The sequence below is a fragment of the Paraburkholderia sp. RL18-085-BIA-A genome (genome assembly GCF_046027075.1).
Lineage (GTDB): Bacteria > Pseudomonadota > Gammaproteobacteria > Burkholderiales > Burkholderiaceae > Paraburkholderia.
Genome location: NZ_JARESU010000006.1, coordinates 147048 through 173205, shown reverse-complemented (window position 1 = coordinate 173205; position 26158 = coordinate 147048). Strand labels below are relative to the sequence as shown.

Below are 26158 nucleotides of genomic sequence, written 5' to 3'. Positions count from 1 at the left end.
CATGACAACGATGTACGACCTGGTAATCCGTAACGCTGACGTGGTAACCGCGTCAGAGCGCTTTAACTGCGATATTGGCGTGAAGGACGGCATTGTCGTCGCGCTGGGCCGCGATCTTGATGGAGGAAGGCGCGAGCTCGACGCCACCGGCCTGCTGGCGTTACCCGGCGGTATCGACGCACACTGCCATCTCGATCAGCCAATGCCTGACGGGCTGAAGATGGCGGATGACTTCCACACCGGTACGCGTGCTGCCGTGTGCGGAGGCACCACGACCGTGATCCCCTTCGCGGCGCAGGCGAAGGGCCAGTCGCTCAAGGCAGCGGTCGACGATTACCATCGCCGCGCCAACGGTCGCGCGGTCACCGATTACGCGTTCCACCTGATCGTTTCCGATCCGACGCCGGAGGTCCTTGAACACGAGTTGCCAGAACTGATCGCGGCCGGTTACACGTCGTTCAAGATCTACATGACCTACGACGACCTCAAGCTCAGCGACCGCGAGATCCTCGAGGTTATGGATGTAGCGCGGCGCAACCAGGCGCTCGTCATGGTGCATGCGGAGAATTCCGACTGCATCGCGTGGCTGACCGACAAGCTCACCGAAGCCGGAAAGCACGCGCCGAAGTATCACGCGGTATCGCGGCCGGCGGTAATCGAACGAGAGGCGACGCACCGTGCGATTGCCTTCTCCGAGCTCGTCGACGTGCCTATCCTTATCGTTCACGTGTCGGGCGAGGACGCGATCGAGCAGATTGAATGGGCGCAGCGACGCGGCCTCAACATTTACGCCGAGACCTGCCCACAGTACCTGTACCTGACCGCCGCAGACCTCGGCCATGAGGACGGTTATCACGGCGCAAAGTGCGTTTGCAGTCCGCCGCCACGCGACGCGTCCAACCAGAAGGCTGTGTGGAGTGCGCTAAAGCGTGGCGTTTTCAGTGTGTTCTCGTCTGACCACGCGCCATTCTCGTACGACGATCCGCAAGGCAAGAAGCCCGGCGGCAAAGAGGTATCGTTCGAGCACATCCCGAACGGCATCCCCGGCATCGAGACCCGGCTGCCGCTGCTGTTCGATGGTGTGAGCCGCGGCACCCTGTCACTGAACAAGTTCGTTGAACTGACGTCCTTGAACCCCGCCAAGCTGTACGGCCTCTACCCGCGCAAGGGTACGATCGCGGTCGGCGCCGACGCCGACATCGTGCTATGGGACCCGCTCAAGCACGTCATCATCGGCAACGACGCGCTGCACCACAACGTCGACTACACACCGTATGAGGGCCGAAGTGTGCAAGGCTGGCCGAAGCACTGTCTGTCACGCGGCGAACTGCTGGTCGAGAGCGGCCGCTATCTCGAGCCGGAGGCCGGTCGGGGCCGCTTTCTCGCCGCGGGCAAACCGCAGTTCGTCGACCTCTGATATCGGAGCGCAGCATGAAGATACTGGTGATCAACCCCAACATTTCAGAAAGTGTGTCGACGCTGATTCATGCGGAGGCGCAGCGCAGTGCGTCGCCTGGCACGGAAATCGAGGTCGCGACCGCACCGTTCGGCGTTGCGTACATCGAGACACGCCTTGAAGCACTGGTTGGCGCGTACGCGACCGCGTGCGTGGCGGCCGAACGCCATGGCACTTACGATGGTGTCGTGGTTGCAGCATTCGGTGACCCAGGCCTCCAGGGCATCAAGGAACTGATCGACGTGCCGGTAGTCGGCCTGACCGAGTCCTCTCTCATGACCGCGGCAATGCTCGGGCAGCGCTTCTCGATTATTGCGATCTCGCCGCGAATTAAGGCGTGGTACCGCGAGACTGTCGAACGCAGTCATCTGGCGAGCCGGCTCGCCAGTATCCGCGCGCTCGATGAACCGTTACGCGATATCGGCAGCGTGCAACAGGATTACGCCGGAAGACTAAAGGCACTCTGTAACCAGGTGGTCGACGACGACGGCGCCGACGTCATCATCATCGCCGGCGCTCCACTCGCAGGGCTTGCACGTGAGATCCGTGACGCATTGCCGGTGCCGGTGGTCGATGGCGTGTCGAGTGCGATTACCCAGCTTGAGGGCCTAATCCGGCTAAGCCCTAAAAAAGCGACGAAAGGCAGCTTCACCCATCCGCCAGTCAAGCCGAACCAAGGGCTGCCCGAACCGCTTGAACGGTTGCTGAACACTGGACAGAAAGACTAATCCAACCCCTTCCAGGTTCTGAGTCTTTGGCGGCTCCTGCCGCAGAGAACATCCAGACCGTATGTCGTAGCATTCATTTGGGCCCTCCGTTCCTCAAGTGGACGTGTTGAGACTCCACTCGGGCACAACGATGCCGTTCGGTTCTGGAGGGCCTCCGCGTTCCTGCCGGACTTCCTGCGTCCGCGAAGAGAGGACGGTGTCCATTCCATACATGGAGGGACGCCCGCCCGTGGTTCTCGAAAGGCAACGGTCAATGACCTCATGACTCGCGGTGCCGGCGCACGAAAGACGAGAAGTTTCCTATCGCAGCGTTGCCTGGAAAAACTTCACCACGTCGGCGTTGAATTGCTCATGGAACGCCGCGCGGTCGAAGCCCGGCAGGCTGTCGCAGACATCGGGCATCTTTCGGGACAGACGCGCATCGCAGGGTGGCAGGAAGTCGTAGTGGCCTGCGTTGGCGACCACGTGATATTCGGGCGTTCGGGGCAGGTCGGCGCGTACCGCCTCATCGTAGTAGGGATGCGGCTGATGACGATCGTCGGCGGCTCGCCAGAGCTGGATCGGAGCGCGCACGCTGCTTAGCCCTGCGCGGCCGAAGGCAAAGCCGAACGCGGGCGCAGCGGTGACGACGGCCTTGATGCGCGGATCGTGGACCCAGGCGCCGGCGGGAACATCCACGCCGAGATGGGGATCGACGCCGGCATGCTTCAGGGCCTCGCAGAGGTCATGGTCCGGGTGGGCGTCGCAATACGGGGCGATCTGCGCAAGGTCCGGGATCCCGCCTGCGGCCACGAGCACGGTAAAGCCGCCGTTGGAAAAGCCGAACGCGCCGATGCGGGCTGCATCCAGCCGCCCGTGCCAACGCCACTCATCGAGCATGTAGTCAACCAGGCGGTGAAGCTGGGCGGGACGGCGCCACAATTGCAAGACCCGGCTCTGGTCATTGGAAGTGTCGCCGGCGTGACTGATCGCCGCCGCCACGAAGCCCGCGTGAGCCAAGGCGAGAGCCGTGTCGTAATGGCCTCCGTACCACCCTCCGCCGCCATGCGACATCACCACCAGCGGCAGGCGATGGCCAGCGATCGGAGCGCCCGGCGCCACAGTCTGGGTGAATCTGTCCAAGGAGTGCGGTGTCGCCGGCGCGTCAGTCGGGTACCAGATCCCGGCCGTTAGCGGCGGCTCCGCGCCATTAGCTATCTTGACCTCCTCGAAGCCGACATCGGCGGCGAAGGCAGGCGCAGCAACCAGGGCAAAAAGGGTGGCGATCATGGCCATCAATCTCACGGTGGTCTCCTTTGTTGTCATTCAGACCGAACGGTATTGAGTAAGCGTTGCGAAACGGACCGTAGTGGTGCTCGGACTTTTCGATGGACCTGAAGCTCTGCGCGCCGAACACTCACTTGAGCCGGGCGCATGGGCATTGCACATGGGTTACCCTCGGCCGCAAACAGCATTCGCTCCATGTCGAGCAAGGCACGTCGCCACATTGCGCTACTGATCGATGTACGGATGCAGCCTGCCGCGAGCCTACTCAATCCGGTCCAACCTATCCGATCGACAACCCGTACTGCCGCGGCACCAACCGGTCAAACACAGCCAACCTGAAATCGATCACCGCGCCACGTCAACCATCCTGCGAAAGCGCATCAAGCATCTCCATATGCCGCCCTTCCGTTTCATCATCCGCAGGGAACATGCATTCGATACGCAACTCCTGCGCCGCGACGTTTTGCGGTGTCCCCACGCTCGCGACCATCGAGAAATAGTTCAGCACGTGACCGTTCCTGACGAAGCCGATAGGTATCACCGGCATCGCGGCAGCCGCGCCCGCATCAGCGCTGAACACGCGCGAGGAATGCGCGTCCGCAGGCACATCGGGATACGCGCGTAACGCCGCAAGCAACTCCCGCGTCGGGTCATCGATCACGCGGCCCACCGACTCGCGAGAAACGCGCCGAATCAGACTATCCGCAACGCTTTGCCAGTCGGCAACGAACGGCCGCATTCCATCCGGATCGAATATCAGGTGCAGCATGTTGCGCGGCCCCTTGCGCGCCGCCATATCAATGAAGCAATTGAAAAACTTCGGCGCGGACTCATTGGTCATCAACACGTTCCAGTAGCGATCCATGACCAGTGCCGGAAACGGCTCGTGTTGGCGCAGCATTCGCCCGAGCGCTTTCGTGACGCTCTGCATTTCCTGCGCATTCCACGCGGCGTCGGCGTACATCGGCGCGTAGCCGGCGGCCAGCAGCAGTGTGTTGCGTTCGCGCAGAGGGATGTCGAGTGTCTGCGCGATATCCAGCAACATCTGGCGGCTCGGCACGCTGCGTCCGCTTTCGATAAAGCTGATATGACGCTGCGAGACGCCGGCATTGAACGACAGGTCCAACTGGCTGATGCCGCGTAGGTCTCGCCAGTGACGCAACAACGCGCCGAGGTCGTTAGGCGGCGTTTTCTTGACTGGATTCGTAGGGTTCATCGCTTTCTTATCTGCAAGTCTGCATGCGCACAGAGTCTGGTGATCGGGCGACTTTGCCCGATCACCGACCTCAGCGAGTCAGCATACTCCCTGCCGCCGATCGATCCTGACTGAAAAAGAAAAGCCTCAGGCACTCCAGACGTGCGCCTGAAACTGTGCCTCCAATGGCGGCTGCGCGATGTTGCCGACGTAGTTCGTAATCGTCGACGCAGCGGCTACGGCAAGCACTTCGAACACCTGGTCGCGACGGAAACCGGCTTCGAGAAACGCGTTCACGTCCTGCTCGTTGAGATGACCACGCTTTTCGATCGACGTTTTCGTGAGTGCCGAGAGCGCCGCATGTTGGCGATGCGCAGGCGTCCCACCCGCGCGAATCGCGTCGACATCGGCGGGTGCGAGCCCCTCGTGCAGTGCCAATGCAGTGTGAAACGCAACCGCCCATGAACACGCGTTGGTCACTGCGTTCGTCAGCAGCAGGGTCTGGATTTGTGCTTCCGTGAAAGTGCCTGCATGGACCTTCTGGAACAGGTTCAGGAAAGCGTCGATCAGAACAGGCGATTCAGCCATGACTCCCGCGATATTGGGGATGAAGCCGAAGGTCTGCTGAAGTTGCCGCAATGCCGGTTTGGATTGCTCCGGCGCGGAGTCGATGGCGTAAACCTGGAACGTCGACATGATGTGTCCTCGATAGTGAGCGCGGCTCGAAATGAACTGCGCGACAACCGAAGACTAAGCGCGGAGAAGAGGCTCGCCAATTACCTCGGATGTAATAAGTTTGAATCAATTGAGCGATGCTCTCCTCAATGAAGTTGGCACCCATACAGATGACACCAACAAAAAAGCCGGGCTCAAAGAACCCGGTTTCACTCACTGCACGAACCTCAAAATTAGAAACGGTGAATGATGCCCACGCCAACCGCGAACTGGCTGCCCGAAGAAGACGGCGTCGTGTTGTAGCCGTCGCCGAGCGTCGCCGTAGCGTCGATGATCTGCCCTGCGCCATTGGTGCCGAGCGTCTTGCCCTTCGCCTTCTGATAAGCCTGCAGCGCATACAACCCGCTGCGCTTGGACAGCGAGTAGTACTCGGAGAGGTTGAACTGGTGGTACTGCGCATTGTCGTCGATACCGTTCGCGCGCGTCGCACGGGTGTAGCTGTAGCCCGCGCCGAGGTCCCACGCGGTGGCCGGCTTCCAGTGCAGCACGAGGCCGCCCGTGTTGAAGATCGCCGTGTCGTGGAACTTCGAACCCGTGCCCGGAATGTACTGCACGTTCGAATACGTCGCCGACACGTCCCATGCGCTGTTGAACGTGTAGCCGCCGCCGACCGCGAAGCGCTGTTGCGCCTGCGCGGTCTGGTAGCCGTTGGTCAGCGCGGACACGCCGATCTGCGCGCCGCCGTTCGTGGTGGTCGAATCCGCGCCCCACGCGCCGCCGCCGACGGTCGCGTTGTTGATGCGCGAGAAGCCGACCGCGAAGCCGACCGGACCCAGCGCATACTGTGCGCCGGTCGCCCACGTCGAGCCGCGGTTGAAGCTGCCCGGCACGCCGCCCAGCGAATACGAGCCGCTGACCGTCAGACCGAAGAGCTTCGGCGATGTGTACTCCAGCGTGTTGTTCGAGCGATAGATCGTGTCGAGGCCGTCGATATCGCCAGGGTGCGCGCCGTAGTAGCCGGTGAGCCAGGTCGTCGGGCTATAGGGCGAGAGCATCTGGTAATACGACGCGTACTGGCGGCCTGCCGTCAACGTACCGTAGGTCGCGTTGGTTACGCCAACCCACGCCTGGCGGCCGAACATCGCGTTGATGTATTGCTGCGCGCCGGTCGCCGAATTGAAGCCGGATTCGAGCTGGAAGATCGCCTTCGTGCCCCCGCCCAGATCCTCTGCACCTTTCAGGCCGAAGCGGCTGCCCGCCCACACGCCGGGGGTCATCTTGGTTGCCGATTTGCCGCCGCTGGTAGCGCCGAGCGACGCCTGGTTGTTGGTGTAGGACAGGCCGTTATCGACGATGCCGTACAGGGTCACGCTGCTTTGAGCGAAAGCAGGCACGGCGGCAGCCATCGCTGCGCCGAACATCACCGCGTCGACTCGTCTGATACTTTTAATCATTCTTAGGATCTCCAGGTTTTACGTCTCGTTGAAATACTTTTTTTCGGCTTTGCACCCAGCGGCTCGCCGAACCCCTCGCGCTAGTACCGTCGAGGCTGCAACAGTCGCTTGACGGTCAAAGCCAGCGGCACGGTAAAAAAGATATGCGACATGAACCCGCCGATAATCACCGCCGGGTCGTAGTAATCCGGGTGGTTGTCCGACGCGATCATGATCGCCACGTGCATGACGATCCACGCGATCACCGCGTAGAACAACGCGATCAGCGTCGCTTCATAACCGCGCTGGCGGAAGTAAGGCCAGATTGCCGCGAACAGCACACCCCACGCCGCCGCGAACACGAAGTGAATGCCGGTTCCCACGACGTACGCCCAGATGCCGAGCGACTCCTGCACGTGCTTGCCGAACACGAGACCGGTCGCGTTGCGCGGAATGCCGGCGAGCGGCATCAGCTGCTGCGCGCCGACCCACACCAGCGCCTCGTAAATCCAGATCACCACCGCACGGACCAGTCCGCCGATCACCCCAGCACGCAACGTCGCCTTGCACCCGGGCGATTCGGAATCCATCGATCTCAAACCCTTGCCGAGGTCCGTTCCGCTCACGCCGAAATTGCCACTCATGTCAGTTCTCCTCGAAACACGCTTCACATACAACGGGGCGCACGCGGCATCCGACCACGCGGACTCGCGTGACCTTGCCGCGCGCGGATTCAGGCTTCAGCCAACGGGCTGACCTCGAAACGCGGCGTGCTGTGTGGCAGCGGCGTTTCCTCGAATGCGCGAATGGAAGAACACAAAGCAAAGATGAGCCGCCGGCAACGCGGCGCTTCGCGCGCGTCGATGGACGACTCCAGAGGGTGTGCGAACGTCATGCGTGTCTCCGAGCAAATATTCTCCCGCCCCGGATTTCGATCGAATCCGGGGTCTTGTTGGTATCGAAGTGAAAACCTGCCGGACGGCCCGGCAGGATTGAGCGCGCTTACACCGCGTCAGGTACCCTGCGTGTCTTCAAAAATGCTTCGAGCGTTTCGCCGCGCATGCTGGCGTACATGCCAAGGTTCGTGATCTTCACCACGCGAGCGAATTTTTCGAGCACGAAGAAGCACACGCCGTAGCGAATCAGACAGATCCAGTCGGTGTTGTCGACCAGCGTGCGCTCTTGCGGCGTGAGCCCGGCCGCGTCATACGCGGCGCTGCGGTTTTCCAGCCACAGCTCGCGCGCCGGCGCTTCGCGCATCTGCCAGAAGAAGCGGTTCAGGCGCATCGCCTTCATGCTCTGGCGAATGTCGAACGGGTACGTGCCGGTCAGTTCTTCGACGCCGATCAGTTGCGGATTCATTGCGCCACCTCGTCTTCATAGATCGTCACGGCCATCGCGGTGCTGGTCGCAAGATAGTAGTTACGATGCAGTTCGCGGACCTTCGGCCCGAGCGCGCCGCGCATCGCGAGCCACATGATCGTCTCAACGCTTTCCGCGCCGCCCAGGCGCACGTAGTCGACATGCTTCATCGCCGCGAGACGCTGCGGGTCGCTGACGATCAGGTCGAGGAACTCCATGTCCCACTCGGTGTTGTTAAAGCCGCTGCGCTCGCCGTGCACCTGGTGCGAGAGGCCGCCTGTGCCGACCACCACCACGTCCAGATCCTGCTCGAACGATTCGATCGCGCGGCGCAGTGCCTGGCCGAGACGGTAGCAGCGGTTCGCGGTGGGCAGAGGATATTGCAGCACGTTGACTTCCAGCGGCACCAGCGACATCGGCCAGCCGCCGTCGTGCGGCAACATCAGCGAGAGCGGCGAATTGCAGCCGTGGTCGAGCGGCCGGTCCTGGAAGATCGTCAGATCGAACTCGTCGGCGACCATCTGCTCGGCGATGTGAATCGCCAGATCGGGATGGCCGGCGATGTCCGGCAACGGACGCTTGCCCGCGCCTTCATCCGCGAATTCATGATTGGCCGACACGCCCAGCGCGAAGGTCGGATAGCAATCGAAGAAGAAGCTGTTCGCGTGATCGTTGTAGAACATCACCATCACGTCGGGCTTGCGGTCCGCGAGCCATTTCGCAACCGGCTCGTAACCTTTGAACAGCGACGCCCACGCGGGATCGTTCTGCTTGCGCTTGTCGTACGCCATGCCGATTGTGGGCACATGCGAAGTGCCGATGCCACCGATGATCCTTACCATAATCGTAGTCTTCCGTTACTTCATGCCGCGCGCCAATCGGATAGGTCTTCGTGACCAACGACGTAGCCGGCGCGACCGTCTTGGGATACAAAGATAGGATTGTGCCGTCAGACAGGAAGTGCGGGTAAACCTCAGTCGGCCGTAGGATAATGGGTCGAAACCGCGCCCACCGCGGCTGCGCCGGGTGCGGCGCAGCGCTGCAAGCCGCGTCGCGTATGGCTCCGTTGGTATCCCGAGCCGCCTTCGCATGTTTTGGCCGCGCCCCTCTGCCATCCGCTTGCGATAAACAAAACCGATGGCCCCGAAAAGAAGTCGCAAGCAGCGATTAGAGGCGTGGTGCGGCGCTGCGCGCGTGGCTATACTTCGATGCTCCGGACGAGTACATAACGATGAACGAGACGACCCAGCAGACAATTGTCCAGACCTTACGCGAGAAGATCCTGGCCGGCGAGCTATCGCCGGGCCAGCGTCTCGTGGAAGCGCAACTCGCGCAGTGGCTCGGCGTGTCGCGCACGCCACTGCGTTATGCGTTGAGCGTGCTGTCGTCGGAAGGCCTGCTGGATCGCTCCGGGGGGCGTGGCTACATGGTGCGCCGCTTCAGCGTGCGTGACGTGCTCAACGCGATCGACGTGCGCGGCGTGCTCGAAGGACTCGCGGCGCGCTCGGTCGCCGAACAAGGCGTGGGCGCGGCGCTGGCGGCGTCGCTCGACGATTGCCTGCGCGAAGGCGACGACATCTTCAACCAGCGGCAACTGCAACCCGGCGACGACGTGCGCTACGCGCAGATGAACGGCCGCTTTCACGCGCTGATCGTCGACGCCGCGCAGAACGTGGCGGTCACGGCCGCGTTGAGCCTGAACGACAAGATCCCGTTCGTGTCGCCCTTCACGATCGCCTTCGACGAAGCCGCGCGCGAGCGCCAGTTCATGATGCTGATGTACGCGCATCGCCAGCATCACGCAATTGCGGATGCGTTGAAAAAAGGCGAAGGCGCGCGCGTGGAAGCGTTGATGAAGGAACACACGCACATCTCGAAGGAAAGCCTGAACCTGTCGCTGCCGTCACTGCATCTGATCGCGGGTGCCGCATGACGAGCGACAACCCATCCCTCGCCAGCAACGCGGCGCCTGTCAAAGCGCCGTCGTCCGAGAACAGCAAGGACCTGCTCAACCTCGCGCAACTGCGCGCGTTTCGCCTCGTCGCCGAGATGGGCAGCGCGACGCGCGCCGCGGCCGCGCTGTTTCGCGCGCAATCGGCGGTCACGCGTTCGGTGCAGGAGCTGGAATCGGCGCTCGGCGAGCCGCTGTTCGACCGCGGCCCGTCGGGCATGCTGCCGACGCCGGTCGGGCGCGCGGTGCTGCATCGTTGCGAGCGGATTTTCGCGGAACTGGAAGAGCTTGCGCGGTGGTGCGGCGCGCGCCAGGCGCGTCGCCGGCCGGCAGCGGAAGGCGCATTGCCCGCTTATCTGCTGAACACGCGGCGGCTGCAACTGTTCACGACACTCGCTCGGCACCGGCATATGCCGAGCGCGGCGAAGACCTTCGGCATCAGCCAGCCCGCGGTGAGTACCGCGATTCGCGTGCTGGAAAGCGGTTCCGGTTTGAGCCTCTTTCACCGCAGCCCGCGCGGGATTCTGCTCACCACTGAAGGCGAAACGTTTCTGCTGCACGTGCGCCGCGCACTGAACGAATTGCGGCACGTGCCCGACGATATCGCCGCGTTGTACGGCAAGATTCAAGGTCTCGTGACGGTCGGCGCATTGCCGCTCGGGCGCACGCTGATCCTGCCCAAAGCGATCGCGCGCATGAGCTCGGAGAATCCGGGCGTGCGCGTGGTCACCGACGAAAGCTCGTACGAGACGCTGGTGGCCGGCCTGCGCGCGGGCGACATCGACTTCATTCTCGGCGCGCTGCGCGACAACGACGCGTCGAGCGGGCTGAAGAACGAGCGCCTGATGTCGGAAGACATGGTGTTGCTGGTGCGCCGCGATCATCCGCTGACCCGCGAACAGGGCCTCACCATCATGGGCTTGCGCGACGCGCAGTGGATTCTGCCGCGCAGCCACTCACCGGCGCGCGGGCTGTTCGAAGCGCAATTCAAGCGGATGAAAGTCAGGCCGCCGCTGCCCACGGTCGAGACCGCCGACCTCGCAGTGATACGCGGGCTGCTGCTGGGCACCGACATGCTGGCCGCGCTGTCGGCGCAGCAATTGCATCATGAGGTTCGCTCCGGGCAACTGGTGGTGCTCGACGTGCAACTGCACAACACCCGGCGCGACATCGGCCTGACGGTGCGCGCGGCGGGCACGCCGTCGCCGGCCGCGCGCGCGTTGATCGACGCGATCCGGCTGTCGGTGGTCGACGTAACGCGCACCGTCACCATCGCCGCGACCTGAGCGCAGCGCGCCGCGCGTCTAGTCCGGCAGCTCGTCGAAGAAGGCGCGCCAGTCGAACGGCATGGGCAGCGCCCCGTAGTCGATGCCGCCCGCCTGCATCGCATCCACGATGCTGTCCTGCAAGCGCGCGCACGCGTCGCTCATGAACGGCGTGATACCGGCCTCCTGCAGCGTCTGCGAAACCTCGCGCATTTCCGCCGCGCGCCGGCGTCCATGTTCGGCGACGCGGCTGACCAGATAGCCGGGCACGTCGGCGTCGTCGCGCATTTTGCCGAATGTCTGCGCAAGCGAGGCCAGCACAATCGACTCCGCATCGTAGTGCCGCGCGGCGCGCAGACATTCCACGGTCAACGCTTCGATGCCCTTGATCATCACGCTGCGGCACATCTTCGCGGCCGATGCCACGCCGACCTTCTCCGACACTGCTCGCGCATCGAAGCCCAACGCGTCGAGCATGGGCGCGAGGCGAGCGGCCTCGGCGCCGCCCAGCAGCATCGGCACCGCGAGACCATACGGCGGCACGGGCGCCATCACGGCGGCCTCGACGTAGCGCGCGCCCGCGCCTTCGATGCAAGCCTGCGCGTGCTGCTTGGTGTGCGGCGAGACCGAGTTGATATCGAGGAACACCTGCTCCGCTTCGATACAGCGAGCGACCTCTTGCGCCACTTCGAGGTCGGCTTCGGCGGTCACCGCCGAGACGACGACTTGCGCGCCGTCGAGCGCGCTTTGCAATGTGTCGGCGACGCGAACGCCCGCGGCCAGCGCCTTGTCACGAAGAACATCGCGCCGCAGATCGAACATCGACACCTGCACGCCTTTCGCGGCAAGCGCCGCGCCGAGTATCCCGCCGGCCTCGCCGAAGCCGATGAAAGCGATCGCGGCGATGCGAGCCGGGCCGCTCATCGCCGCGCTTCCCGCATCGAAGAGAGTCTGCCGGTTGCGCCGTCAAAGCGACGCCAGATAGTGCGGAACGTCGCGCTGTGTGTCATTTCGAGCCACCCGTTTTAGCTGTGTGCCAGCCACCATTGTAGGATTTGGACGTGTTCTGGGAACACTTAAAGCAGCGTGCAATCCATCGCATTTGCTTATCGGTCAAACACCGCATCGCGAACATGCGCTGCGAAACAATGTCCATTGCGCTTTTCTGCTACAAACATACAAGCACATCCAGACTGACACGTAACCAGGGGGAGACGATGACTCAGAAACAATGGGACGCGATGGACGAATATCTGGCGAGCCGGCTGCTGGCGTCCGATGCCGTGCTCGATGCAGCGCTGGAGGCGAGTGCCGCGGCCGGTCTGCCGCCGATTCACGTGGCGCCAAACCAGGGCAAGCTGCTGCACCTGCTGGCGAAGCTGCGCGGCGCGCGCCGCATTCTCGAAGTCGGCACGCTGGGCGGCTACAGCACGATCTGGCTGGCGCGCGCGCTGCCGTCCGGCGGCCGCCTGATCTCGCTCGAAATGAATCCCGAGAACGCCGCGGTAGCGCGGGCCAACGTCGAGCGAGCGGGTTTGTCGGGCGTCGTCTCGATCGTGATCGGGGCCGCCGCGCAGACACTCAAGAAGTTCGTGACCGATGGCGTCGAACCTTTCGACATGATTTTTCTCGACGCCGACAAGAAAAATTATCCGGAGTATCTGCACCTGTCGCTGCAACTGAGCCAGCCCGGCACGCTGATCATGGGCGACAACGTGATTCGCGGCGGCCGGATCGCGGATCTGCAAAGCACCGATCCCGACGTCATCGGCTTGCATGAATACTTCAGACTGCTTGCGACGAATCCGCAGCTCGACTCGACTGCTGTGCAAACGGTCGGCACGAAAGGATGGGATGGGTTCTCCATGTCGATCGTGTCCGCCTAGCGCGAACGAGTCGATCGCACGACTTCGTCATCGACCTGCGGAAGAAGCGCAGGGGTTGCGACGGGCAGATGACACGGCATGCGCAAAGAAGATATGGAATCCTTGCCATATATAGGCATGACCGCGACACAAACGGCGGCATTGCTCCGACAATATGGGGCGCACCGGCGAGACCGATCACGTCGCCCCTCAATGACGCCCGGAGCATATGCAAATGGATAAACGCCAGTTCCTGACCCGCGCGGCGGTATTGAGCGCAACGGCCGCGCCCGCGTTCGGCGCGAAGCACGTGCGCAGCGAAAGCTGCGCGTCCGCGCCGGTGATCCTGACGATCTCCGGCTCGATCAGGCGCCACAATCGCGGCGCGCTCGATCCGGCATTCGACCAATTGCTCGCAAAGCATCAGGTGAAGTTCTCTCAGGCGTATGGCGTCGATCTGTCGTTGCTCGCCGGCATGAAGGCGGTGACGATCAAGACCACCCTCGAATATGACTCGCGTCAGCACACGTTCAGCGGCCCGTTGCTCACCGACGTGCTCGACTATGTCGGCGCGCCAGGCGCGGGCAGCACCCAGGTCCTGCTGCACGCGGTCGACGGCTATGCGGTGATGACGACACTCGACACCGTGCGCGCGTATCGCTTCATCGTCGCCACGCAGATGGATGGCAAGCCGTTGCCGCTCGGCGGCGTGGGGCTCTTATGGGCGATCTTCGATGCGGACAATATCCCGCAGTTGTCGGCCAAGCCGCTCAAGGAGCGCTTCGAACTGTCTCCGTGGGGCCTTTACCATATGCAGGTGAGCGAAGCGTAGCGGCGCCGAACTGCTCGACGCACGCCTGCCTCACCCGCTCGACCGACGCCGCCCAGTCCTCACCCCGCGCGCGGCGAAACAGGCGCAGCGTGTGCGGATACCACGGGGAATCGTCGCGCTCGTGCATCCAGCGCCAGTCCACATCTCTTTCCGGCAGCATCACCCAGCATGGCTTGCCGAGCAACGCGGCCAGATGCGCGATCGACGTATCCACGCAAATCACCAGATCGAGTTGCGCGATGATCGCGGCGCTGTCCGCGAAATCCGTCACCTTCGTGCCGAGATCGAGCAAGGGTTGACCGGCGGGCGGATTGCGCGCGTCGTCTTCGCCCTGCCCTTTTTGCAGACTCACGAAACCCAGACCCGGCACGCTCCAGAGCGGCGCGAGCGTCGCCAGCGAAGGAATCGAACGGTTCGCGTCGTTATGGTGTTTCGCGTTGCCCTTCCACACCAGACCGATCTTGCGGCCGGGCGGCAGCGCGACCAACGCCGGCCGCCATTGCTCGACGAGCGCCGGCTCGGGCGTGAGCTGCGCGGCGCGCGGAATCGTATCGATGGTTGTGTGCAGATACAGCGGTGCGCTCAACAGACTCGTCCAGCAGTCGTAATCCGACGCGCGCGCCTGTGCGCTCGTGTGATCGAGCACGGCATCGACGCCGTCCACCTGGGCCATCAGCCGATGCAGCGCCGGCGCGCATGCAAAGGCAATATGTGCGGCCCCTTGCGCTTTCAGCAACGCGAAGTAGCGGCTGAATTGAAGCATGTCGCCAAGGCCGTCTTCCTGCCAGACGAGCAGCGACTTGCCGGCGAGCGGCCCGCCCAGCCACTGCGGGCAGCCGAGCATCGCGCGGGTCCTGTGATGGACGAACGCGGGCTGTTCGTAGCGGCACTCGTACAGCGCCCAGCCCTCCTCGAAGCGGCCCATGCCGAGCAGCAGCCCGGCGAGACCAAAGCGCGCGTCGCCGTAATCGGCGCGCAATGCGAGCGCCCGGCGGTACGCGCTTTCCGCCTCGGGCAAGCGCCTGAGCTGGGCGAACGCGCCGCCGAGATTGGAATGCGCTTCGGCCATCTCGGGACACACGTCGAGCGCGCGTTGGAACGCATCGATCGCTTCGGGGAAACGATCGAGCACGCGGAGCGTGCAGCCGAGGTTGTTATGCGCATGCGCAATACCGGGCTGGCAGCGAATCGCTTCACGATAGGCCTGCTCGGCGTCGTCGAAACGCTCCTGCCTGAACAGCGCGATGCCGAGGTTGTAGTGCGCCTCGGCGTAGTCGGGGCGGCACGCGATCGCTTCGCGGTAAGCCGCTTCGGCTTCGGGCAGACGCGCGAGGTCCACCAGCACCGTGCCGAGGTTCAGATGGGCCTCCGCATAATCGGGCCGCACGGCCAGCGCGAGGCGGAAGGCCAGTTCGGCTTCCGTCAGCCGCTGAACCGCTTTCAGCACACCGCCGAGGTTATTCAGCGCTTCCGGATACTGCGGGCGCAGGGTCAGCGCCTGACGGTACGCCGCGTCGGCCTCCTCGATGCGCCCGAGCGCCACCAGCACGTTGCCGAGGTTGTTGTGCACCTCGGGGTAGTTTTGCAGTCCGGACAGCGCCCGGCGATAAGCGGCTTCGGCTTCCTGCGGGCGGCGCAGATCGCACAGCAGGATGCCGTGGTTGTAGTGCGCTTCCGCATAGTCGGGGCGAAGCGTCACCGCCTGGCGATACGACGCCTCAGCTTCCTCCTTGTAGCCGAGTCCGTAGAGCACGTTGCCGAGATGGTGATGAGCGGCCGCGTGATCGGGCCGCAGCGAGACCAGTTGCCGATACATCGCCTTCGCGGCGGACAGGCGCCCGAGCGACTGGAACAGCGAGCCGAGGCTGCCGTACACGTCGGCATAGTCGGGTTTGATGCGCAGACATTGGCGCCAATGGTTTTCCGCATGGGCCAGGTTGCGCAGCGCGAAACAACACGCGCCGGCGATATTCAGCGCGTCGGCCCGCGCGTCGTTCAGAAGCGTGGCGTCGTCGAGCCACGGCGTCACCATCGACAATGCCACGGCGAACTGTCCGGCCGAACATAACGCGACGGCCTGCTGGTTGAGGTCGGCTATCGGAGAGGCTGGCATCTGCGTGGGCGTCATGAGTTCTGGCGAGTGGGGTCGGCACCGTCGGTGGGATCGGCATTTCACCACGCAGCTTAAGGGATTCAAGGTGGTTTCAACACGGAGAAATGAGCGGCTTTTAGCCGTCTTATCCACCGCTATAACCGGCATCACGCGAAAAAAGATCGCGCGGCAATGTTAGAATCGCCCCGCCTTTATCCCGATCATCATGACTCTACGATCCTGCAACCGCATGACCGCATGGCTTGGCCTGTTCGCCATGTGGCTCGTCGTGTTCGCACCGCTCGTGAGTCAGATGCTGATGTCGAGCCGCGCGCACGAACCCGTCGCCGCGCTCTGTTCGGCATTGCACCCGTCCGGCGCGAGCGAAGCGGGCCTCGTCGCGCTCACCGCTCCGGAGCCGGTGCATCTGAGCCACGACGATGCATTCGGCGCGTGCGGATATTGTCATCTGCTCGAACATCACGTCGCGATGCCGACGGTCGCCGCCGTCGAGCCGCCTGCCGCTCTCGCGCTCTCCGGCATCGCGCCGCCCGCGCTCTCCACCCGCTTCACGCCACTCGGCGCGTTCCCGTCGGGACGCCCCAGAGCCCCACCTGTCGTTTCCTGATCGCTACCGGTTCTGATCGCGCATTCGTCGCACCCGTCGAGGGGGCGCGCGATCGCCTGTTCAATGCATCAAGGAAACGTTCATGTTCAACTTCGCCCTGCGAAGACTGCCCTTTTGCGTCCGCCGTGAAGCTCACGGCATCCCGTTTCGACGGCTATCCCAGCCGCTGTTTCCAGCGTATTGGCCCGCGCTGATCCCGGCGTTCGTGCCGGCCTTCGTCTCGTCGCCCGCCCACGCCGATAGCTCGACCACCGACGCCACGCTGCCCGCGGTGAGCGTCACCGCGAGCGCGAGTGCAAACGACTCGCCGCGCGCCGTCGATCCGAACCTGCCTGCGTCCGTCGAAACCGTCACCCGCGAGCAGTTCGGCAACTGGAACGTCGTCAACACCGAGGACGTGCTGAAGTACACGCCGAACCTCGCGGTGCGCAAGCGCTTCATCGGCGATCTGAATTCGCTCATCGCCGTGCGCGGCACCAGCAACGCGCAAAGCGCGCGCGGTCTGGTCTACGCGGACGGCCTGTTGCTTTCCAACCTGCTCGGCAACAACTTTGGTTTTGCGCCCCGCTGGTCGATGGTGTATCCGGACGAGATCCAACAGGTCGACGTGATCTACGGGCCGTTTCCCGCGCTATATCCGGGCAACTCCCTCGGCGCGACGGTGCTCATCACCACGCGCATGCCGAAGCAATTCGAAGTCAACGCGGATGTCAAGGCGTTCACGCAGCACTTCAGCCTGTACGGCGTGAACCGGAATTTCAACGGCAGCGAAATGAGCGCGTCGATTGGCGATCGGATCGGCAAGTTCTCGTATCTGCTCGGCGTGAACCATCTGGAGAACACCAGCCAACCACTGCAATTCGCCACGCTCGCACAATGGGGCACGCCCGTGAAACCCGGCGACACGCCCGTGACCGGCGCGTATTTCTACAACAACCAGACCAATACGCCAACCGCCGTACTCGGTGTGAACGGCGAAGGCATCGAGCACACGGTACAGGACCAGTTCAAGCTGAAGATGCAATACGACTTCACGCCAACGCTGCAGGCGGGCTTCACGCTTGGCTACTGGCACCAGACCTACGACAGCCAGACATCCAGCTTCCTGCGCGATGCGAACGGCAACCTGGTATACAGCGGCACGGTGTCGATCGGCGGCTATCGATACACGATTCCCGCTGCCGCGTTCGCGCCGAGTCTGGGTCACAGCGAGAACTGGCTGTACGGCGTGTCGCTGAAAACGCGCAACGCCACGGGCTGGAACGGGGAAGCGGTTGCCTCGTACTACGACATCGGCAATAGCGTCGCGCGCACCGCGAATTCCGGCGCGCCGGGCAATGGTCCTGGCACGGTCATCTTCGGCGACGGCACCGGCTGGAAAACGCTCGACCTGCGCAGCACGTACACGCCGGCGACGACGCAGACCGGTCTCGCGAATCACGCACTGAGCTTCGGCTATCACTACGACAACTACTTCCTCGACAACCAGAGCTACAACACGCTGAACTGGCGCGACGGCGACGCGGCCTCGTTTGCCAACGCGTTCGTCGGCAAGACGCAGACCCAGGCGCTGTACGCGCAGGACGAATGGCGTTTTCTGCCGCGCTGGAAGCTCGTCTACGGCGTGCGCTATGAGGACTGGCAAGCCTATGACGGATCGCAGTCGCTGCCCGGCAAGACCATCGCGTTCAGTGATGCGAGCGAGCGTCACTTCTCGCCGAAAGCCTCGCTGTCGTTCGACGTGAGCGACGATCTGATCTTGCGCGCGTCCATCGGCCGCGCGTACCGGTTCCCGACCGTCAGCGAATTGTTCCAGGGGCAAATCAATGGCTCGTCGATCGTCAACAACAATCCGAATCTGAAACCCGAGGACGACCTCTCGAAAGAACTGACCGCCGAATGGGCTCACTGGAACGGCGTGTTTCGCTTCTCGCTGTTTCAGGACGACGTGAAGAACACGATCTTCAGCCAGACCGACACGACCGTGATTCCCAACGTGACGAACTTCCAGAACATCGGCAAGGTCCGCTCGCGCGGGGTCGAAACGAGCTACTCGGGACAGGACGTACTGGTGCGCGGGCTGGACCTTCTGGCGAGCGTCGCTTACACGCAGTCGAAGATCATCGCCAACGCGCAGAACCATGCCACGGTCGGCAAGTACTTTTATCGGATTCCGCTGTGGCGCGCGGATATCGCCGCGACCTATCACTTCGACGAACGCGCGGCGCTCACGCTCGCCGCGCGCTATTCGGGTCGCCAATACAACACGCTCACGAATACCGACACCAATCCCGATGTATTCGGCGGCACCAGTTCGTACACGGTGGCGGACGCGAAGTTCACCTTCAGGCCGACCAAGCTGAGCGAAGTAGGCATCGGCGTCGACAACCTGTTCGACGCGCGCTACTTCGTTTATCACCCGTATCCGGGCCGCACGTTCTATGTGGAAGCGAAGCTGCGCATCTGAGTACGCGATTTGAGTACTTCATTCACGCGCGCAAACCGACCGACCTATTTCCGCTTGACGAGGATTCCATGTCCACCACTACCGCCGCCCAACGCGTTAGCTCTGCAACCGGCACGACGAACCCAGGCTATCGGACGCTTTGGCGATGGCACTTTTACGCCGGCCTCTTCGTGATGCCGTTTCTGGTTGTGCTCGCAATCACCGGCACGCTGTATTGCTTCCAGCCGCAAATCGAACCGCTGCTTTATCGTCACCGCCTGGTCGTCGAATCGCGGGCGGCGCCACGGCTGCCCGACAACGCACTGCTTGCGAAAGCGCGCGCGGCGATGCCGCCGGGCTCTGCCGCGGTGACCGCGATGATCACGAACGATCCGCGCCGCAGCGCCGAATTCATCTTCCGTCTCGCAGACGGCGAAAAACAAAGCGTCTATCTGAACCCGTACAACGGCGACGTGCTCGGCACCCTCAGTGTCGAGCGCCGCTTCATGCAGGTGGACCGGATGCTTCACCACAAGCTGCTGCTCGGCAAACCGGGCGAGCTGCTGATGGAGTTGGCCGCCTGCTGGACGCTGGTAATGATCGGCACCGGCATCGCGCTGTGGTGGCCGCGCGAGAAAACCACTGCGCGCGCCGCGCTGCTGCCGCGCTTCTCGCTGAACGGGCGCGCGTTGTGGAAGAACCTGCACGCGGTGATGGGCATCTGGCTCGCGCTCGGCGCACTCGCGTTCGTGTTGACGGGCCTGCCCTGGTCGGGTTCGTGGGGCAAGCAGTTCAAAGCGTTCGCGAGCGCCGCGAGTCTCGGCGCGCCGCCGGGCTCGTGGGGCGGCCTGCCGTTGCGCTCCGCGCTATCTGGCGAACGTGTCGAGCGAAGCCGGGCGGTCGAGACGAATGCCGCGAACGCCGCACATCACGCGCACGATGAACATGGCGCCCATTCGGCGCAAATGGACTCGATGCCCGGCATGGTGATGGACGATTTGCCGCTTCCGCTCACGCCGTGGGCGGTCGGCAATTCGCGCGTGCCCTCTTCCAACCCGGACTCTGCCGACGCCGACGCGCCGCAACCGTTGCCGCTCGGACGCATCGTCGCAATCGCCGCATCGCTTGGCGTGATGGACGGCTACAGCATCGTGCTGCCAACCTCCGCGACCGGCGTCTACACGGTGTCGTACTTTCCTGGCAATCCGAAAGAAGAGCGCACGCTATACATCGACCAATACAGCGGTGCGGTGTTGAAGGACATCCGTTACGCCGACTACGGCGCGGTGTCGAAGGCGGTGTCGTACGGCACGTCCTTGCATATGGGCCGCTATTTCGGCGTCGTCAATCAGATTCTCTGCGCGGCGATTTCACTCGGGCTCGCCGCGATGGCCGCGACCGGATGTGTGATGTGGTGGAAACGGCGGCCGCAGCGCTCGCTCGGCGGACCGTCGCGCGAACGCGACACGCCGCCGATGCGCGGCTGGAAAACCGGCCTTATTCTGCTCGGCATTGTGTTTCCGTTGATGGGCGCCACGCTCGTCGCGGCATGGGTCGTCGACCGGATGATTGTTGGGCGGACCACGCGGCGCCTGAACAGCGTCTAGTCGCCACACTCGGAAGTAGCACGGATGTGACGCGGCGCGGCAAGCTGATCAAGCTCTCGCACCGCGCATCCGGCACCGGCGCGCCGTAGCCACGCGGGACTTCAATCATCAGAAGATTTCGCGCGTTGCAATGCAAATTGCGCTCACTGCACATTTACGCTACATTTTGCTCGTTTATGATCGATCAACAGCCGACGGCAAGGTGGGCTCAATGCAGCGAACGCGAGAAGAAGCGATGAACGGACTGCTGCCCGAGCAGCGCGAGCAGGTGATTCTGGAGCGGCTACGCACGCACGGGCGCGTGCTGGCGGCGGCGCTGGCCGCCGAACTCCAGACCTCCGAGCACACGGTGCGCCGCCATCTGCGCGATCTGGCCGAACAGGGGCACTGCAAGCGCGTGTACGGCGGCGCCCTGCTGATCTCGCCCGCCGACAAGCCAGCCGCGGTCCGCATGAGCGAAGCCGTGGATCGCAAGGCCTGCCTCGCCGCCGCGGCGACTTCGATCGTCCGTCCGAAGCAGGTGATTCTGCTGGACGCCGGTTCGACCAACGCCGCGATCGCCGCCGCGCTGCCCGACAACGCGGGGCTGACCGTCGTGACGAATTCGCCCGAGGCATGCATCCGCCTGCTGAATCGGCCGGGCTTCGACGTGATCCTGATTGGCGGGCGCATCGCGCGTGGCGCGGCGGGCTCGCTCGGCGCGACCGCCCTGCTGCAACTCCAGCAAATCCGCGCCGACCTGTGCTTCCTCGGCGCGTGCGCGCTCGACCCCGACGAAGGCGTCGCCGCATTCGACGCCGAAGATGCCGAACTCAAACGGGCCATGGTGAAAGCTAGCGGTCAGATCGCGATCGCGCTGACCTCGGAAAAGCTGATGACCGCCGCGCCTTTCGCGGTTGCGCCGGCATCGGCCGTCGACTATCTGTTCGTCGAAGCCGACGTGCCGGCCGCGCGGCTCGCGAGTCTCGAAGCGGTCTGCGACAACGTGATGGTGGCGCGCTCATGACCTCGCTCGCCACTTCTCACATCAAGCCGCTGAAGGAGCGCATCGCGACCATCGGCGTATTTCTCGCGAACGGCTTCGGGATCGGCGCGTGGGCGGTCGAAGTGCCGCGCATCAAGGAAAGCCTGGCGCTCAGCGACACCTCGCTCGGCCTCGCGCTGTTCGCCTTCGCACTGGGCGCGATCGTCGCGATGCCGCTCGCGGGGCAACTCGCGCCGCGTTACGGCAGTGGCCGCGCGACCGCGCTGCTCGGCGTGGCGTTCGTCATCACGCTGCCGCTGCCCGCGTTCGCGCCCAACCTGGTCACGCTTTGCATCGTGTTGCTCGCGCTCGGCGCGGCGAACGGCGCGCTGGACGTGTCGATGAACGGTCACGCCAGCACCATCGAAACGCAATGGCGCGCGCCGATCATGTCGTCGTTTCATGCGGCCTGGAGCGCGGGCGGACTGCTCGGCGCGGCAACCGGCGCGATGCTGCTCAAAAGCGGCGTTAGCGTGAGCGGTGGTCTGCTGGCGCCGGCCGCGTTCATCGCAGTCCTGATCGTCTGCGCTGCACTGCTGGCATTGCGCGACCTCGGGCCGCGCGCGGCCGCGACGTCAAGCGGCTTCGCGTGGCCCAGCGGCGGCGTGATGAAACTCGCGCTGCTCGCGTTCCTCTGCATGCTGGTGGAAGGCGCGGTGGCCGACTGGAGCGCGGTGTATTTGCGTTCGACATTGAACCAGGAGGCCAGTGTCGCCGCGATCGGCTATTCCGCGTTCGCGTTCTCGATGGCGGCGTGCCGCATCGTCGGCGATGTGTCCGTGCGCCGCTTCGGCTCGAGCCGGGTGGTCGCGCTCGGCGGTCTGATCGCGATGGCCGGGCTCGCCCTGGTGCTCAGCCTGCCGACGGTGCTCACCGCGTGCGTGGGCTTTGCGATGGTCGGCGTCGGCCTCGCGAATATCGTCCCGGTGATTTTCAGCGCGGCGGGCCGCTCGACTGTCACGCCGGCGATTGGCGTGTCGATGGCGGCTACTGCGGGCTATGCCGGGTTCCTGGTCGGGCCGCCGTTGATCGGTCTCGGCGCGGGCCTGCTCGGCTTGCGCGTTGCGCTGTGTGTGCTCGTGATGGCTGCGTTGATTGTGTGCGTGCTCGGCGGCAAGGCAGTGCGCAGCGCGCGGCTCGCGTAGAGCGGCGCCGCTTGCCGCGCGTGAACTCCAACCGGTGCCTGCGCGCGGCCAGCGGCGATTATTTCGTCTCTTTGTCCAGCAGCGCGGCAGGTTCGCGACCGAGTACCGCCGCGCGTCCCGCATGCAGGTCCAACGGCCAGCTGATGGCGCCGAGCAGCGAGTGCGGCTGTGCGCCACCGTCGAGCCCCGTTGCCGGCCACTCGTGCTTCGCCGGCACCCACAGCGTGCCGAACAGGTGGTCCCACAACGGCAGCAGTTGCGTGAAGTTGTGGTCTAAATGTTCGGCGCGGATCGAATGATGCAAGCGATGATATTGCGGATTGTTGACCCACGTGACGTAGCGGCCCAGGTCCACGCGCAGATTCAGATGCGCGAAGTAATTGCCGAACATGAACACGAAGGAAGTCAGCCCGACGATCCACGGTTCGACCTTGAATAGCACGCCCACCAGCGGATAAAGCAGACAGCCTTTGATCAGAACTTCAAACCAGTGATGCCGCAGCGTCACCGTGACATTGAAGTCGACCGCGCTATGGTGCAGCGAATGCAGCTTCCACAACACGGGCCACGTGTGCTGCAGACGGTGAAACGCGTATTCGAGCAGGTCGATGGTGAGCAGCACGATCACGAACGACGCCAGCGCGCCCCATCCACGCGACACCAGCACGACCATGCCGCCGCCGAGCGCGTTCACGATGGCGACGCTGGCCGCGGCTGTCAGCGGCTTCACCGCTTCCACGAGCGCCAGATACAAAGCGGCATAGGCCATGTTCAGACGCTGCGTCGAGCGCGATTGCAGCAATGTGGCCGGCCAGCGGCGCTCCAGCGTCGCACCCACGGCCATCATCACCAGCACGAGCGCATACGCCTGGAGCCAAAGACTCGCGTGGTGCAGCAGGCCGGCAAACGGGCTTGACGCAAACATGTGATTCCCCGGTGATGCGGTGCACTCGGAGCCGCTGGTCTTGCGCTGCGCACCGTTGCGGTTGCGGGCAACCGCGCGGGAAGCGCGGAAACACTATACGTCGGCAGAGCAACGGGCGCGTTAATGCGATCTTCGCAGTCCGCTGGGCAGCGCGCAAGCGTCGTGTGAAGCGCGGCTCGTCGACAGGGACACGCTGCGAAGCAGCGCCCTGCCCCGTTCCTGGGCTCGGGAAAAAGTGGCGAGGTTACCGCGTCACGTCGTCACGATCACGGGCGGTCGATACCTTGAGTACCGGCCGCCAGTGTCGCCGTTTTATCGACATCCGTTCTATGTTAACCCCGCCGCACTTCGCAAACGCGTTGACCTCCCCGAACGCTATCCGCGAAGACAGTGCTGCTGCCGGAATTTATTCACTTCTTATGCTGGTCCGTTGCCGGCTGCAACGTGTTTTTGTTTTGTGACTGTCGTAACGCAACGGCCATGCCATGAGGCCTCAAATCCTTGCCCGACAATGGCGCTCGGGCCAATGCGCGGTTTGGAGCCCACTTAACGGCACTCGATGAATCGTGGTTGAGACGCTGTCGCGTCATGTGGCAGCGCTTCCGCGCGCTCGCCGGCCTGTCATCTCGCGGGCGCTGGAAAACCCGTAGGCGGCTTGACTGGCAAAGCGTCGCCGAACGCTTCGGTCAGATATACCGCTGCCTGATTGATCCAGGCAGCAGTTCCGGGCGAGGTCCGATGTGTCGCAAAACTGAGACGGCGACGGGGCCGCTCGAACAACCTGCAGGCAGGCGACGACTCACTATTTCATCGCAGACAGTTAGCGATCTGCAACCGCTCGGGTGCCCGCGAATACCGGGCCCGGCAATGGCACGCGCCGGTTCACAGCAGCGCTGTCAACTCCGCCACACGGGCCTTGAACTGCTGCATTTCGGCGGCGTGCAGCGGCGTCTTCTGCGGCAATTCGACCGTCAGCGGATCATGCGGCACGTGGTGCACGTGAACCTCGTAGTGCAAGTGCGGGCCAGTCGCCCAGCCGGTTTCGCCGACATATCCGATCACCTGATCGCGACTCACGTGGCTGCCGCGGCGCAGCCCTTTCGCGAAACGCGACAGATGGGCGAAGGTGGTCGAATACGGCGGCGGGTTCTGAATCACGATCACCTTCCCATAGCCGGTCTGCCGGCCGATGAAGCGGACCACCCCGCGCGCCGTCACGTGCACGGGCGTGCCGATCGGCGCGGCAAGATCGACGCCGTCGTGACTTTGCCAGCGATGCAGCACGGGATCGAAACGACGTAACGAAAATCCCGAGGACACCCGCGTAAAGTCCAACGGATAGCGGTCGAAAGAAGGGTTGGTATTCGCGCCGTCTTTCGAATAGTAGAAGGGCTTGCCCTGGAGATCCTTGTACAGGAATACGTCGTGCGCGGTTACCCCGCGAACGACGCGAACCGCCAGCGGTTCACGCGCGGCTTCGCTGTCGCTACTTTCTTCGAATACCGCGCTCACGCGGTCCCCTGGCCGCAGGTCGCGCGAGAAGTTGAGATCGCCGTGGAATGCGCGCGCCAGCATCGCCGTCGTGCCCGCATCGACGCCCATGCTTTGCGCGGCGGCCGAGAAGCTGTGCTCGATCGTGGCCTTCTTCACGGTGAACGCGAGGGGTTTAGTTGCGGGTGCGCTCGACGCGGCAGGCGCCGCTTCAACGGCAGCCGAGGACGCGGCGGCCTGCGAAGCGGCGGCAGGCCGAGCGGAATCTTTGCTCACCAGGGAGACGTCGGGTTCGTCGGTACGCGCGGTACGCTCATGGCTCACGAGGTAAGCCGCGCACACGGAACTGATCGCACACACAAAAACGATTTTGCCGGCGCGCCCAGGCAGGACGCGAGCTACAGATAGAGGCATTGACTAGAGCCAAGCGGTCGACCGTCACATGCGCCGACGACACGCACGTACAGGTGGGTTCATTGAATCAACGCCTGCGGGCACTGCGTAAGGCGCTGCGTAAAAACTGCTGGCAAGCCTAGGGATGCTTTCTTAAGTCGAACTTAAGCTGCCCCCTAATAAACCAGTGAGCGCGCGTGCGAACGCTTGATGTGCTGGATGCCAACGAGTTTGTGCGGGTGCGGGCGGCGCGAATTGTTGGCCGGCCGGCGTCTCATGTTCCCCGCGGTATACGCGCCCTTTCCTCGCGCGCGAATCGCGAGTCAATGCTGCTTCCGGCGGTTTCATTTGACGCTTGCTCTGTTCATCCCTCGATACT

23 protein-coding genes are annotated in these 26158 nt (G+C 63.7%); 11 read left to right on the top strand and 12 right to left on the bottom strand.

Translation table 11 applies throughout. From position 1 onward, the window contains the following. The first annotated feature begins 1 nt into the window (after position 1). Positions 2–1417: a dihydropyrimidinase gene (gene hydA / locus P0D89_RS06520; RefSeq protein ID WP_408355588.1), complete on the top strand. Its 1416-nt coding sequence runs from the start codon at positions 2–4 to the stop codon at positions 1415–1417. A gap of 14 nt (positions 1418–1431) precedes the next feature. Then, positions 1432–2184 (top strand): aspartate/glutamate racemase family protein, encoded by a 753-nt coding sequence (locus tag P0D89_RS06515; protein WP_408355590.1) that lies wholly within the window; start codon positions 1432–1434, stop codon positions 2182–2184. Between the two features lie 300 nt (positions 2185–2484). On the opposite strand, the gene P0D89_RS06510 is transcribed toward P0D89_RS06515, so the two are convergent. The 8 genes from P0D89_RS06510 to P0D89_RS06475 form a co-directional block, all read right to left on the bottom strand. Beyond that, entirely contained in the window at positions 2485–3459 is a 975-nt protein-coding gene (locus tag P0D89_RS06510) for an alpha/beta hydrolase family protein (protein ID WP_408355592.1), read from the bottom strand. 349 nt (positions 3460–3808) lie between these two features. Then, positions 3809–4666, bottom strand: coding sequence for a helix-turn-helix domain-containing protein (locus tag P0D89_RS06505; RefSeq protein WP_408355594.1), 858 nt, complete (start codon positions 4664–4666; stop codon positions 3809–3811). Between the two features lie 126 nt (positions 4667–4792). Beyond that, the gene (locus P0D89_RS06500) at positions 4793–5341 is read right to left on the bottom strand and encodes a carboxymuconolactone decarboxylase family protein (protein WP_408355596.1); all 549 of its coding nucleotides are present in this window, start codon (positions 5339–5341) and stop codon (positions 4793–4795) included. Between the two features lie 212 nt (positions 5342–5553). Continuing rightward, positions 5554–6774, bottom strand: coding sequence for a porin (locus P0D89_RS06495; protein ID WP_408355598.1), 1221 nt, complete (start codon positions 6772–6774; stop codon positions 5554–5556). 80 nt (positions 6775–6854) lie between these two features. Further along, the gene (locus P0D89_RS06490; protein ID WP_408355600.1) at positions 6855–7397 is read right to left on the bottom strand and encodes a hypothetical protein; all 543 of its coding nucleotides are present in this window, start codon (positions 7395–7397) and stop codon (positions 6855–6857) included. 89 nt (positions 7398–7486) lie between these two features. Then, positions 7487–7648: a hypothetical protein gene (locus P0D89_RS06485; protein ID WP_408355602.1), complete on the bottom strand. Its 162-nt coding sequence runs from the start codon at positions 7646–7648 to the stop codon at positions 7487–7489. A 107-nt stretch (positions 7649–7755) separates the two neighbouring features. Next, positions 7756–8115 (bottom strand): protocatechuate 3,4-dioxygenase, encoded by a 360-nt coding sequence (locus P0D89_RS06480; protein ID WP_408355604.1) that lies wholly within the window; start codon positions 8113–8115, stop codon positions 7756–7758. Beyond that, a complete protein-coding gene (locus tag P0D89_RS06475) occupies positions 8112–8957 on the bottom strand; it encodes a gallate dioxygenase (protein ID WP_408355606.1) in 846 nt (281 codons plus the stop codon). The genes P0D89_RS06480 and P0D89_RS06475 overlap by 4 nt, the downstream gene beginning before the upstream one ends. Positions 8958–9346: 389 nt before the next feature. On the opposite strand from P0D89_RS06475, the gene P0D89_RS06470 reads away from it, so the two are divergent. Next, entirely contained in the window at positions 9347–10048 is a 702-nt protein-coding gene (locus P0D89_RS06470; protein WP_408355608.1) for a GntR family transcriptional regulator, read from the top strand. Next, entirely contained in the window at positions 10045–11352 is a 1308-nt protein-coding gene (locus tag P0D89_RS06465; protein WP_408355610.1) for a LysR family transcriptional regulator, read from the top strand. Before P0D89_RS06470 ends, P0D89_RS06465 begins: the two co-directional genes overlap by 4 nt. An 18-nt stretch (positions 11353–11370) precedes the next feature. Here the strand turns inward: P0D89_RS06465 and P0D89_RS06460 are convergent, their stop codons facing one another. Further along, entirely contained in the window at positions 11371–12255 is an 885-nt protein-coding gene (locus P0D89_RS06460) for an NAD(P)-dependent oxidoreductase (RefSeq protein ID WP_408355612.1), read from the bottom strand. A 293-nt stretch (positions 12256–12548) separates the two neighbouring features. On the opposite strand from P0D89_RS06460, the gene P0D89_RS06455 reads away from it, so the two are divergent. Together P0D89_RS06455 and P0D89_RS06450 are read left to right on the top strand one after the other, a co-directional pair. Continuing rightward, positions 12549–13217 carry an O-methyltransferase gene (locus P0D89_RS06455; RefSeq protein WP_408355614.1) on the top strand — a complete coding sequence of 223 codons (669 nt, stop codon included), beginning with the start codon at positions 12549–12551 and terminating at the stop codon, positions 13215–13217. A gap of 214 nt (positions 13218–13431) precedes the next feature. Beyond that, complete coding sequence (locus P0D89_RS06450) at positions 13432–14028, top strand: putative pterin-binding protein (RefSeq protein ID WP_408355616.1); 597 nt, start codon at positions 13432–13434, stop codon at positions 14026–14028. Here the strand turns inward: P0D89_RS06450 and P0D89_RS06445 are convergent. Beyond that, the gene (locus P0D89_RS06445) at positions 13967–16156 is read right to left on the bottom strand and encodes a tetratricopeptide repeat protein (RefSeq protein ID WP_408355618.1); all 2190 of its coding nucleotides are present in this window, start codon (positions 16154–16156) and stop codon (positions 13967–13969) included. The two genes, P0D89_RS06450 and P0D89_RS06445, sit on opposite strands and share 62 nt — an antisense overlap. Positions 16157–16346: 190 nt before the next feature. On the opposite strand from P0D89_RS06445, the gene P0D89_RS06440 reads away from it, so the two are divergent. From P0D89_RS06440 to P0D89_RS06420, 5 genes are all read left to right on the top strand, one after another. Then, positions 16347–16748, top strand: a complete 402-nt coding sequence (locus tag P0D89_RS06440) for a DUF2946 domain-containing protein (protein WP_408355620.1) — start codon at positions 16347–16349, stop codon at positions 16746–16748. Between the two features lie 82 nt (positions 16749–16830). After that, positions 16831–19215, top strand: a complete 2385-nt coding sequence (locus P0D89_RS06435) for a TonB-dependent receptor (protein ID WP_408355622.1) — start codon at positions 16831–16833, stop codon at positions 19213–19215. 68 nt (positions 19216–19283) lie between these two features. Then, the gene (locus P0D89_RS06430) at positions 19284–20801 is read left to right on the top strand and encodes a PepSY-associated TM helix domain-containing protein (protein ID WP_408355624.1); all 1518 of its coding nucleotides are present in this window, start codon (positions 19284–19286) and stop codon (positions 20799–20801) included. 211 nt (positions 20802–21012) lie between these two features. Next, the gene (locus P0D89_RS06425; protein ID WP_408355626.1) at positions 21013–21807 is read left to right on the top strand and encodes a DeoR/GlpR family DNA-binding transcription regulator; all 795 of its coding nucleotides are present in this window, start codon (positions 21013–21015) and stop codon (positions 21805–21807) included. Continuing rightward, entirely contained in the window at positions 21804–22970 is a 1167-nt protein-coding gene (locus P0D89_RS06420; RefSeq protein ID WP_408355628.1) for an MFS transporter, read from the top strand. The genes P0D89_RS06425 and P0D89_RS06420 overlap by 4 nt, the downstream gene beginning before the upstream one ends. Before the next feature lie 58 nt (positions 22971–23028). On the opposite strand, the gene P0D89_RS06415 is transcribed toward P0D89_RS06420, so the two are convergent. Beyond that, positions 23029–23895: a sterol desaturase family protein gene (locus P0D89_RS06415; RefSeq protein WP_408355630.1), complete on the bottom strand. Its 867-nt coding sequence runs from the start codon at positions 23893–23895 to the stop codon at positions 23029–23031. 882 nt (positions 23896–24777) lie between these two features. Further along, positions 24778–25662 carry a M23 family metallopeptidase gene (locus tag P0D89_RS06410; protein WP_408376227.1) on the bottom strand — a complete coding sequence of 295 codons (885 nt, stop codon included), beginning with the start codon at positions 25660–25662 and terminating at the stop codon, positions 24778–24780. Positions 25663–26158 lie beyond the last annotated feature (496 nt).